The sequence below is a fragment of the Microbulbifer maximicatervae (SeqCode) genome (assembly GCF_052467325.1).
The window spans coordinates 3,757,303-3,769,090 of sequence record NZ_CP174310.1; the positions used below are offsets into that span (position 1 = coordinate 3,757,303).

The 11,788-nt window shown below is 52.1% G+C and carries 7 protein-coding genes; 1 reads left to right on the forward strand and 6 read right to left on the reverse strand.

Annotated features, from left to right (window positions below):
• Positions 1 to 9 precede the first annotated feature (9 nt).
• The 4 genes from ACJJIE_RS16805 to glmU form a co-directional block, all read right to left on the reverse strand.
• Entirely contained in the window at positions 10 to 1,227 is a 1,218-nt protein-coding gene (locus ACJJIE_RS16805; protein ID WP_444892406.1) for a dihydrolipoamide acetyltransferase family protein, read from the reverse strand.
• On the reverse strand, positions 1,224 to 2,219 hold the full coding sequence (locus ACJJIE_RS16810) for an alpha-ketoacid dehydrogenase subunit beta (protein ID WP_444892407.1): 996 nt from the start codon (positions 2,217 to 2,219) through the stop codon (positions 1,224 to 1,226). The genes ACJJIE_RS16805 and ACJJIE_RS16810 overlap by 4 nt, the downstream gene beginning before the upstream one ends.
• Positions 2,219 to 3,310, reverse strand: coding sequence for a pyruvate dehydrogenase (acetyl-transferring) E1 component subunit alpha (gene pdhA / locus ACJJIE_RS16815; RefSeq protein ID WP_444892408.1), 1,092 nt, complete (start codon positions 3,308 to 3,310; stop codon positions 2,219 to 2,221). Before pdhA ends, ACJJIE_RS16810 begins: the two co-directional genes overlap by 1 nt.
• Positions 3,311 to 3,435: 125 nt before the next feature.
• Positions 3,436 to 4,797: a bifunctional UDP-N-acetylglucosamine diphosphorylase/glucosamine-1-phosphate N-acetyltransferase GlmU gene (gene glmU, locus ACJJIE_RS16820; protein WP_444892409.1), complete on the reverse strand. Its 1,362-nt coding sequence runs from the start codon at positions 4,795 to 4,797 to the stop codon at positions 3,436 to 3,438.
• Positions 4,798 to 5,023: 226 nt separating this feature from the next.
• On the opposite strand from glmU, the gene ACJJIE_RS16825 reads away from it, so the two are divergent.
• Positions 5,024 to 8,377 (forward strand): amidohydrolase family protein, encoded by a 3,354-nt coding sequence (locus ACJJIE_RS16825; protein ID WP_444892410.1) that lies wholly within the window; start codon positions 5,024 to 5,026, stop codon positions 8,375 to 8,377.
• A gap of 70 nt (positions 8,378 to 8,447) precedes the next feature.
• Here ACJJIE_RS16825 and ACJJIE_RS16830 read toward each other — a convergent pair whose 3' ends face one another.
• On the reverse strand, positions 8,448 to 9,686 hold the full coding sequence (locus ACJJIE_RS16830; protein ID WP_444892411.1) for a glycosyltransferase family 2 protein: 1,239 nt from the start codon (positions 9,684 to 9,686) through the stop codon (positions 8,448 to 8,450).
• Positions 9,683 to 11,785 carry a glycosyltransferase gene (locus ACJJIE_RS16835; RefSeq protein ID WP_444892412.1) on the reverse strand — a complete coding sequence of 701 codons (2,103 nt, stop codon included), beginning with the start codon at positions 11,783 to 11,785 and terminating at the stop codon, positions 9,683 to 9,685. Before ACJJIE_RS16835 ends, ACJJIE_RS16830 begins: the two co-directional genes overlap by 4 nt.
• Between the last annotated feature and the right edge of the window lie 3 nt (positions 11,786 to 11,788).

Here is an 11,788-nt window from a genome sequence, read left to right on the forward strand (position 1 = left end):
ACCAGGCTGTTAGAGGGACAAAGTTTCCAACATTGCCTGAAGAAAGCGCGCCAACTCTCCACCGGTAACGGCCCGGTGATCGGCACTGATAGAGAGAGGGAGTAGGGGGCGAAGTGCCGGCCATCGATTGACCACCACAACTCCCTGGCACACCCGCCCGGCACCGACAATGGCAACAGTGGGCGGCATGACTACCGGAGTGGCATAACGACCGGCTATGGAGCCGAAGTTGGAGAGAAGTATGCTTGCCCCCTGAAGGTCTCGCTGGGCGATCCCGGTCTCGCGGGCCTGGTGTTTAAAGTCCGCCACCTGCTGGAGCAGATCTTCATCAGTACGCTGGGCGACATCCCTGAGTACCGGCACATAAAGCCCTCGTGGAGAGTCCACTGCCAAGCCAATATTGATACTGCCCTGTGGCGCAAGCTTTTCATCCTGATACAGGGCATTGAGGGTAGGTTCCGCCTCACAAGCTTCCTGTACTGCACGAATCAATCGCAGCAGCGCCGGAGCACTACCCCACCAGTTGGAAATATCCGCATCGTCACACAGCGTTATCTGCTTTACCTCATCCCGCGCTCGGCTCATGGACAAACCCATTGCGCGACGCGCAGGCGTCATGACTTCGGACTCAGAATCGAATTGGGGTGCAACGGCTGTAGTTTGTACGGCAGAAGCGCGGGCAGGTGATGGATGCTGCCCCTTCGCCACAGTTTTGGCCTTTGTTCCCAGTCCCACCGCAGTAAGTACCTGAGCTTCCGTTACCAGTGCACCCGCTGGTGATATTAACTGTAAATCTACCCCCAAACGCCTGGCCAAGGCCCGTACTCTCGGGGTGGCCAGGCGCTTTAAGCCCACCTCCGGCCCCCGCTCAGCCCCCAACACACCTTGCCCTTGCTCTATTTTTCCCACCACCGTGCCGCTGTCGGCCCGAGGACTAGTCTCTTGTTCCGATTCTTCAACTTTAGTGGGCGAGCTTTCATTTGCGACTCCTCCCTCGGCCATAAATCCCACCAGGGGATCGCCAACATTCACAGTCTCATCCACTGCCGCAAATAGCTTCTCGATAGTGCCACCCCAAGGAGCCGGCACTTCCACCAAGGCCTTAGCGGTTTCCACTGTCACCAGAGTTTCATGGGCGGCTATGGTATCTCCCTCTTTGACATGCCACTCCCGCACTACCGCATCGGGCAGACCTTCACCGAGATCCGGAAGGGTAAAAGTCTTCATTGTGGCCCTCCGTTGGCGTAGTCCAGCACTTCCTGTACGGCCGACAAAATACGCGGCACTCCGGGTAGATATTCATCCTCCAGTTGATAGTAAGGCATCACCGTATCGAAACCGGTCACCCTCTGTACCGGTGCCTTTAAGAGATCGAAGGCATACTCATTTATCTGTGCGATCACCTCGGCACCCAGGCCACAAAACCTGGCCGCCTCGTGCACAACGACACAGCGCCCGGTTTTCTCCAGGGAGTCTATTACCGTGTGAATATCCAGAGGTTTTAAGGTGGCCGGGTCGATAACCTCAGCCTCTACTCCTTCCTCTGCGAGCTGCTCTGCGGCTTGCAGGGTCTCTTTGAGGGAAGCGCCCCAAGCGATAAGCGTTATATCGCGGCCCTCCCGCAACACAAAGGCGCGATCCAGTGGCAGAGCCTCGCCAGTGTCGGGCACTTCCTGGCGAACGGCTCGGTAAATACGTTTGGGCTCCAGGAAAATGACCGGGTCCGGGTCTCTAATTGCCGCCAATAGTAAACCGTAAGCCCGCGCAGGAGAGGAGGGCACCACCAGGCGCAGACCTGGAATATGGGCAAACAGGGCCTCGGTGCTCTCGGAGTGATGCTCCGGTGCATGGATTCCACCTCCATAGGGGGCGCGGTAGACAATCGGACAGGAGAGGCGGCCGCGAGTGCGATTGCGATAACGCGAAGCGTGGCTGAGGATCTGATCGAGACCGGGATAGATAAAACCCATAAACTGGAATTCAGCCACCGGTCGCAGGCCCTGCACCGCCATACCGACAGCCATTCCGGCAATCATGGTCTCGGCCAGGGGGGTATCCATCACCCGGTCCCGGCCAAACCTGGCCTGCAATCCCTCGGTAGAGCGAAATACGCCACCGTTCAGACCAACATCTTCACCAAATAGAACCACCATCGGGTCTGCTTGCATCTCGTAAGCCAGAGCCTGGGTGACAGCCTCGACCAAAGTTATCTCAGCCATTAGCTATCTCCCTGCAACTGCTGATACTGCTCCAGAAAAGGCTCCGGCAACTTTGCATAGAGGTGGTCGAATATTGCTGTGGCGACATCTCTGGGGGTTTCCCGGTAGATGTGGACCGCTCTCTCCAGCTTCTGTGTCAGCTCCCGTTGCATCTCTTCTTCCTGCGCATCATCCCAGGCACCGCAGTTTTCCAGGTAGGATCGCAGGCGCCGCAAAGGCTCCCGGGACCAGGCTTCACTGACATCTTTTTTGGGTTGGTAGCGGCTGGCATCATCGGCGGTGGTATGGTCACACAGGCGATAGCTGATCGCTTCGATCAGAGCTGGGCCAGCACCACTGCGCGCCCGCTCCACGGCATCAGCCACCGCCTCACGAACGGCAATCACATCGTTGCCGTCTACCTGCAAGCCGGGTATTCCGGCGGCAATAGCCTTCTGTGCCAAGGTCTTACAGGCAGTTTGCTCATCTCGCGGTAGGGAAATAGCCCATTGATTGTTGTTGATAACGATCACTAAAGGCAGGTGCCAATCCCCAGCCAGGTTTATCGCCTCGTAAAAGTCTCCCCGCGAAGTAGAGCCATCGCCGCCGGTCGAGACAGCGACGCGCATGGGTTCACCGAAATGCTCATGTTTATATTTCAGGGCAAAGGCTACACCGGCACCGTGCAACATCTGGGTGGCTATAGGCACACTCAAGGGCAAGTCTTCGCGGCTATGGCGAAAGTTCTGCCCCCGTTCATCGCCCCCCCAGATTGCGTAGATCTCCTCAATAGTGACGCCCCGCTCCAGAAGAGCGCCTGTCTCCCGGTAATTGGGGCAGTAGATATCCTCTTTGGCCATGGCGGCTGCGAGACCAACACCAATAGCTTCCTGGCCGAGGCTGGAGGGATAGGTGCCAAGTTGACCGGTACGCTGCATTTTTACCGCGCGATCATCCACCATACGAGCCAGCGTCATCTGGCGGTAGTAAGCAATCAGGGTATCCGGGGTGGCAAATTCCGGTAGGGCTTGGGTCGTCTGTCCCTGTTCATCCAAATATTGCAGCGAGGCAATATCAAAACTGGCAAGCAGCTGTAATCTGGGCTTGTGCATCGGGCCATTCCTTTTGTTCCCGAAGCGCAAGTTTAATGGATAGGGTGGCTATCAACAGGCGTAGAGAGGGAAGGCCCGCCGGAATTACAGTTTCCGAGGGGCAACCCAATTACGGTAAGGGTTATTTAGCTTTTTTTGGAAGGGCGCTGCCAGCCGGTAATATTGCGCTGCTTGCTGCGTGCTACCGCCAACTCTTTGCTCCCCACAGCCTGGGTAATGGTGGAGCCAGCACCCACTGTGGCTCCGGCGCCCACAGTTACCGGGGCCACCAGAGCCGTGTTAGAGCCAATGAAGGCTTTATCGCCGATCTCGGTTAGGGACTTGTTCACACCGTCGTAATTACAGGTAATGGTGCCAGCACCGATATTGACCGCTTCGCCCACCAGGGCATCACCGACATAAGAGAGATGATTAACCTTACTGCCCTCACCAATTTTGGCTTTTTTGGTTTCGACAAAGTTACCGACCTTGGCACCGGTGGCCAGCTCTGTGCCCGGACGCAAACGTGCAAAGGGACCGATAGTGCAAGCCTCACCAATCTCAGCGCCTTCGATGATGGAATTGGCCTCTACTTTGGTGCCATCTGCCAGGCGACAGTTTTTTAGCAGGCAATTGGGTCCAATTTGTACCCCCTTACCCAGTGAAACTGTCCCTTCGAAAATGCAGTTGATATCGATAGAGACATCGGTATCGCACTCCAGGCTGCCGCGAACATCTATACGCATGGGGTCCAATAAAGTCACCCCCGCATTCATAAGGCTGGTCGCATGGTTATGCTGCAAAGCGCGCTCCATCTGCGCCTGCTGCGCACGGCTATTTACTCCCGCCACTTCCAGTGGATCACTGGCAATTACGCCCGTTACAGGAATCCCCTCACTGACCGAACGACCGATAATATCGGTCAGGTAGTATTCACCTTGAGCATTATCACAGGACAACTCCGGTAACCAGCGAGCCAACAGAGCTCCAGGAGTCGCCAAAATGCCGGTATTGACCTCACGGATAGCCAGGGTGTCCGCATCGGCATCCTTTTCCTCTACGATCGACTGCACACAGCCGCTGTTATCCCTCACAATGCGCCCGTAACCGGCGGGATTGGCCATTTCAACTGACAGCAGGGCGGGTCCGTGATCCGCTGCCGATAGCAGTGATTGCAAACTGCCGGCCCTGACCAGAGGCACATCGCCATAGAGCACCAAAACGGTGGCTCCCTCGCGGAAATAGGGCACCGCCTGGGCCACGGCATGCCCGGTACCCAATTGCTGTTCCTGCTCCACAAACCTGACACCACGATCAGCAAAGCGGTCACGTATCAGGTCTGCGCCATGCCCGATTACCACGGTAATCTGTACCTCTCCCAACAACATGGCGGTATCAATTACCCGCTCAAGCATGGGAATACCGCCAATAGGATGCAGCACTTTAGGCAGGTCAGAGTGCATGCGGGTGCCTTTTCCGGCGGCCAAAATCACAACATCGATAGTCATAACGGGTCGATATTCCAATCGTCTACAAGATTTGAGTGCATTGTGGCCACTAGACCCGGTTTACTCAAGTGAACAACAGTTCGCCCCGGGGCCCTGGTATTCAACGCATTAAGATTGCTGCGCCGCTTTGATCCCGGTAATTTACCCCCTGTGAAATCAACCGGTTACTCAACCCAACAAAACAAATATAGCCGCCAAACACAGAATCGGGCGGAGGGATATTTCAATGAACACCACCAAGCAGAACAAGCCGCGCCGCCATTTGTTGGCTCTGGCTGTCCTGGCACTGACCCTGCCGATGGGTGCTGTGGCAGAAGCCGAAAGCGCTCTCGAAGCTACCAAAGACAAGGAAGTAGAAAAGGCGGAAGCCCAATCCTGGGATATCAACAAGCCACCCTACGAATTCAAACCGATCCAGTTGGACACCCGCGAGACCACCTGGAGCAACCTGGATATCAGCCCAGATGGCAAAACTATCCTGTTCGATATGCTCGGCGATATCTACACAGTGCCGGTAGCAGGCGGCGAGGCGGTAGCCCTGACCAATGAAATCGCCTGGAATATGCAGCCGCGCTTCAGCCCGGATGGCAAGACCATCGTGTTTATCAGCGACCGTGACGGCGCCGACAACATCTGGTTGATGGATCGCAATGGCGACAACCTTCGCCAGCTCACGACAGAGAAGGAAAACTTGCTGCACTCACCCAACTGGAGCCCCGATGGCCAGTACCTGGTAGCGCGTAAAGGCTTTATGTCTGGCCGCAGTATCCCCGCCGGTGAAATCTGGATGTACCACTACGGTGGGGGTGAAGGTCGCCAACTGAAAGAGCGCATCGGTGGCGATATCGCCCAGAAAAATATTGCCGATCCAGCTTTCTCTCCAGATGGACGCTATGTCTATTACTCCATCGATACCACCCCCGGCACCGTGTGGAAGTACAACAAAAACTCCACCCAGGAAATTTTTGCCATCAACCGCTATGACCTCCAGGATGGTGAAGAGGAGACCTTTGTCTCCGGTCCCGGTGGCGCAGTGGCACCTGTACCATCCCCGGATGGCAGTAAACTGGCCTTTATTCGCCGCCAGGACAACCAGACCTCCCTGTTCCTGAAAGATTTGGACACAGGACTGGAAACACCGGTTTACTCCGGCCTCGAACGCGACCTGCAGGAAATCTTTGGCCCCCATGGCAACTACGTTCAATACGACTGGATGCCCGATGGTGAGTCATTGGTCGTTTGGACTGGCGGTAAATTCCTGCGCATCTCCATCAACGGCGACAGCGTCGCACCGATTGCGGCCCATGTGAAAGTTGAGAAACAGGTAGCAGATGCGGTGCGCTTCCCGGTAGACGTAGCGCCGGAAACCTTCGATGTGAAGATGATCCGCTGGGCGCAGAAATCCCCCAACGGCAAGCAGGTCGCTTTCCAGGCATTGGGCAAGATTTATATTCAGGATATCGCCAGTGGTGAGCGCCGTCGTCTGACCCGCCAGGACGACCACTTTGAGTTCTATCCCAGCTGGTCCCGCGATGGACGCGAGATCACCTATGTCTCTTGGGACGACCAAAACCTGGGCCATGTGAGGGTAGTTTCCGCTCGCAACGGTCGCGGTAAAAACATCACCAAGCAGCCGGGCCTATACGTTGAACCAAGCTTTTCTCCAAGTGGTGACGCAGTGGCCTACCGTCGCTTTACCGGTGGCTATCTGCTCAGCCCTGAGTACTCCCTGGAACCGGGCATTTACCTGGCAGACGCCGACGGCGACTGGCAACGCCGGGTCGTAAAGTCCGGCTATGAGCCTCATTTCGGCGCCAGCGAAGATCGTATCTACTTCTCCGAGTACCAAAACGCTGACGGCGGCAAGCGCGTGCTGAAAAGCACCAACCTGGAAGGCAAGGATGAGCGCGAGCACCTGCACGGCGCTGAGATTACTTCCTTCCGCCTGTCTCCGGACGGCAAGTGGGTTGCCTTCACCCAGGACTTCAAAGCCTTTGTCGCGCCCTTTATGCATACCGGCAAATCCGAGGTTATCGGCCCCGATAGCAAAGCGGTCAAAGTCACCCAGGTATCCAAGCGCGCCGGTGAAAACCTGCATTGGTCTGCCGATAGCGATACTTTGGGCTGGGCACACGGCCCCAAACTGTTCGAGCGTGAACTGAAGGACGCCTTCGAATTTATCGCCGGCGCTCCGGTGGAACTGCCAGGGCCAGTTTCTGAAGGCATCGACCTGAGCTTTGAACAGTCCTTCGACAATCGCGCAGGTCTCGTTGCCCTCACTGGCGGCAAGGTTGTCACTATGCGCGATGCGGAAAACACCCGTGAAATTATCGACAATGGTGTGGTTCTGTTCCGGGGCAACCGTATTGTCGCGGTTGGACCCGCTGCGGAAGTGGAGATTCCCACCGAAGCGAAGCGTATCGATATCACCGGCAAAACCGTTTTACCGGGGCTGATTGACGCTCATGCCCACGGTGCTCAGGGTCGCGAAGAAATTATCCCGCAGCAGAACTGGAACCTGTTCTCCAGCCTGGCATTTGGAGTGACTACTATTCACGACCCCTCCAATGACAGCAGCGAAATCTTCTCCGCCGCAGAAATGCAAAAGGCCGGCCTGATTACTGGGCCGCGTATTTTCTCCACCGGCACCATCCTCTATGGCGCCAAGGGTCCAGGCTACAAAGCCAAGATCAACTCCCTTGAGGACGCTCAGTTCCACGTGAACCGCCTCAAGGAAATGGGCGCCATTTCGGTGAAGAGCTACAACCAGCCCCGCCGCGACCAGCGCCAGCAAGTGCTGCAGGCAGCCCGCGAAGCCGGCATTATGGTAGTGCCCGAGGGCGGCGGTAAGTACCAGCACAATATGAACATGATTGTGGACGGGCACACCGGTATCGAGCACTCACTGCCGATCGCCAATGTCTACGGCGATGTGGAGCAACTGTGGAGCCAAACCCAAGTGGGTTATACACCGACCTTTGTCGTGGCCTACGGCGGTCTCTGGGGTGAGGAGTACTGGTATGACCGCACTGAGGTATGGAAGAACGAGCGCCTGACCCGCTTTACTCCGGACTTTATCGTTAACCCCCGCTCTATCCGTCGCCCGACTGCGCCGGATGCCCACTACAACCACTTTAATGTGGCCCGTCAGGCCAAGCAGCTGCGTGACGAAGGTGTCACCGTACATATCGGCGCCCACGGCCAGCGCGAAGGACTTGGAGCCCACTGGGAGATGTGGATGATGGAGCAGGGCGGTTTTACTCCTTGGGAAGCCTTCCGTGCCGGTACTATCGATGGTGCCCGCTACTTGGGTATGGACGGTGATATCGGCAGCATTGAAGCTGGTAAGCTGGCTGACCTGATCGTGGTTGACGGCAACCCCTTGGATAACCTGCGCCTATCAGAGAACATTACCTACACGGTAATTAATGGCCGTATGTTTGAGGCGGAAACCATGAACGAAGTAGGGGCTGGCGAACGCTTGGCATTCTTCCACGAACGCCTGCCTATCAGTGCTATGCCCGCTCCTACGGCAGAAGCGGTACAGGAGAAGATGGAACGCCACCACTGGGTACACTAACCTCAGGCACAAACTGAGATGCAAACAAAAGGCCGGGGACAAACCTCCCCGGCCTTTTTTGTATAAAGCCCTACCTGGTCCGGCGACGTCCTCCCAGCTTATGCCAGAGAATGGCGCGATAGATTGCGACAGGCAGTCTAAAGATTCCCGTAACCAGCCACCAAAATGACTCATAGATGGCAATCGTCTGATCCACTAATGGATGATCCTGGTCGAGCCTTTCTGGATAGTGATCGTGTCGCAATATGCCCCGATGAAACAGAAATCTGCGTAAAGGCCGGCTCAGTCGCCAACTAAAAGACTTGGTTATACGGTTTAAGTTATCGGCGAGAAAGCTCTCCGAGGCTATCTTTTGCTGTGTGAGCAGTTCGAAATAGTGGCTTTTGGACTTATTTTCATTCTGCCAATCAGTATCAAAATCCATCTTTGTTAGCCAATCGCTTTCCCCGAATCCATCTATCTTGCGCAGATCCGATGTGTATTGAGGGATAGTTATCTGATTTTTAATGATGGCCTTGGAAATGCGATATACATCAGCATTCATCCGGTCAGGGTTCTGCAATTCCCGACTAAGCCTTTGCTGAAAGCCGGACCGGAATTTGAAATGGAGAAGATGAGCGCAATTTTTACTGAGAGGAACCGGCGTACATGAGTGGGTTGAACGTAAATATTGAAAACCCGTCCGCCAATAAACCAGCGGAATTTTATAGGATTTAACAAAGTAATCAGAAATACCAGATATTTGCGCTCTGGCTTTGGAGCGAATTTCAAAAAAAGGAAAAGCTAATATGCTTTTTTTCTTAAAGTTTTTATAAGATACATAGTTAGGCGTTGATTCCATTAACTCGGAAAGATTTCTTATGTCATATGTATTCCCTTGAAGGTTGTCGCTAAAGAAATCTATTAGTGGAGTATATAGAGCAAAAGCTAATTCACCCTGCATAAGCTGAGTCATAACTTTCAGGGAAGTTTTACCTGAAATTTCAGGTAACCAGAGAAACTCATCAGCATCAACCACAAGAGTCCATTTTCCCTGGCAATAGTTCCGGGCAATTCGGTTAACCCAATCTACACCTGCGTTTGCCTGGGGGTAGCCACAATCAACTTCGTATAGCTGGACATCATTCTGCTTCAGTAGATAGCTTACCGAGTTATCGCTACTTCCCGTATCCACCAAATGGAAACATGTCACACCTAAAGACCGGTAATGGTCAAGAAAAGCTGGGAGAATATCCAATTCATCTCGGAAGATACAAATAAGGGGGAAGCGTGTTTCACTAGCACTTTCAATGTACTTAACTACTTTCAAACTTTCACCCTAGCGAATTTACGCAGCCTTCGAATCGTTCGCTTTAAAAACCCTGGCTTATATTTTCCCCCTTTATTTTTTTTCGCTTCTTTTTGCTGTTTTCTTAGTAGTAGGAGACTTTTCTCTTCCGAGTCGAGCCCTTCAAGGTAAGGACTTATTTGCCTGAAATCTCCTTCTTCTTGAAGGTGATTTCTGGATTTCATAGAATTGTCACCGGTGCGATAGTAATATAAAGGATCAGGATAATAGGATACACTTTCCTTTGCTAAAATTAGCTTGCTATAGAATTCAATATCATCCTTACCTGTTCTATATCTCTCTGTATAACCTCCGTGATCTCTAAACTTAGTAGCTTTTATCAGACACGTCGCATCACCGACTATATTTACTTTCGTTGCCCAAGCTCTAGCTGGCCCCATAAAACGAATTTGAGTTCCAAGCTTACCTTCTGGAGTATTAGGTGCCCCCTTGCCGCTGAATCGGATAGAGCTACAGGTCAGGCAATCAATATCTGCAAAAGTTGCCGCGCAAACCAACTTATCTACCATTTCCGGCATCATGACATTGTCATCGTCAAAAAAAAGTAGATAATCTCCGCTTGCATTTTGTGCTGCAGTATTTCTAGCAGCCCCTACATATCGGTTTTCCTGGTATACAAACTGCCAGCCCTTCTTCTGATAGTGACTTTCTATAATTTCCAGCGCGTGTAGCGCTTCTTGTGAATGACTACCATCATCAACCACAATAACTTCTATGTTCTTATAAGTCTGATCTTCAATGCTTTTTAACGCTTGATAGAGAAAGTCTGGACGCTCAAAATGAGTTACGCATATAGAAACTAAGGGATCATGTCTATTGGAAGATCGGGCGTTTTTAATAATTGAATGCTCTTGGCCATGCCATTTATTCCATACATCTAACGACTTCTTAAGCCTCTGGTGTTTTATACCCGGCGCAGGCAGTTTCTTTGCATGTAATTCTAACTTTCTCGCTAAAGCAATATGATTTGGCTTGAAGAGGATTTTTTTTCCATTTTCGTCATCAAGTAACTCTCGAGTACCACCAGTATCAGCAGCAATAAATGGTACTTTAGTTGCAAGGCATTCGTAGACAGAAATCGGGGAATTTTCTAACAAAGCTGGGATCACAGCCAAACGTCCTTCTCCACTCAAATACTCTACAGCCTGTATAGCATTACAATCACTTATAAATGAGACTTCTGTACTCCAATGCTTCTGGTTTTCCTCTATGAATTTTCGCGCATCAAATCGATAAGAGTGTCCACCCAAAAAAGTAATCGATGGTAATCTAACCCCTCTTTTAGCAAGAGTGTTTAATGCATTCACAAAAAGAATGACCCCCTTGCGAGGCTCAAGCCGCCCAAAAAACACCCATTCTTTTGTCTCTAAATTACTATTTTTTATGGCTTCATTATCAGGTAATAGATCATCCAAAAATACATTTGGCCAATAGTAGCTGCGCTCAGGCAGGCGGTATTTATTATTTTCCATCCAGCAGACTAAATGCTGACTTCCACAGATCAGAGTATCTGCCATCTCGGCACTTCTGCGCTCCATAAATACCCACCCCAATTGCCGTTCCTCTTTAAGGAATTGTTGATTACCTTCAGCAGACCAGAGTGTTGGGGAAGAACCTTTAACAGCAAAATGTATATCTTGGAATGCAATACCAAGACTCTTGGCAAGTAACGCTATATAACCCATTCCACGCCATTCTGAAACATGGACAATATCAAAGCGATCATTTCGCTTGAGCCATTCATAGGCTGCATAGGGCATTGCCATAGTACGAGCCATTGTCGTTTTGGCTAGCGCTTGCGGTGCAACACCATGAAATTCAACATTGAGTTTTGCAAAAAATTTTTTTGTGATTTTCATTTTCACAGGATTTTTTGCTAAACCATTAACGAAACAGATGGTGACTTTGTGACCAGATCTCTGCAGAAAAATAGCCAAATGAAAGTAAGCCGTTCCAATACCACCATTTTTTATTGGACCAAACATATCCTCCGTTAGGATACAAATACGTTTAGATTTCTGAACAGCTTCAAGGCGTATATCCTCGTGAAGCTCTTTCATTAT

Coding starts and splice junctions, on each gene's coding strand:
- ACJJIE_RS16810 (WP_444892407.1), bottom strand. CDS start 2,219: ATGGCTGAGATAACTTTGGTCGAGGCTGTCACCCAGGCTCTGGCTTAC.
- ACJJIE_RS16805 (WP_444892406.1), bottom strand. CDS start 1,227: ATGAAGACTTTTACCCTTCCGGATCTCGGTGAAGGTCTGCCCGATGCG.
- pdhA (WP_444892408.1), bottom strand. CDS start 3,310: ATGCACAAGCCCAGATTACAGCTGCTTGCCAGTTTTGATATTGCCTCG.
- ACJJIE_RS16835 (WP_444892412.1), bottom strand. CDS start 11,785: ATGAAAGAGCTTCACGAGGATATACGCCTTGAAGCTGTTCAGAAATCT.
- glmU (WP_444892409.1), bottom strand. CDS start 4,797: ATGACTATCGATGTTGTGATTTTGGCCGCCGGAAAAGGCACCCGCATG.
- ACJJIE_RS16825 (WP_444892410.1), top strand. CDS start 5,024: ATGAACACCACCAAGCAGAACAAGCCGCGCCGCCATTTGTTGGCTCTG.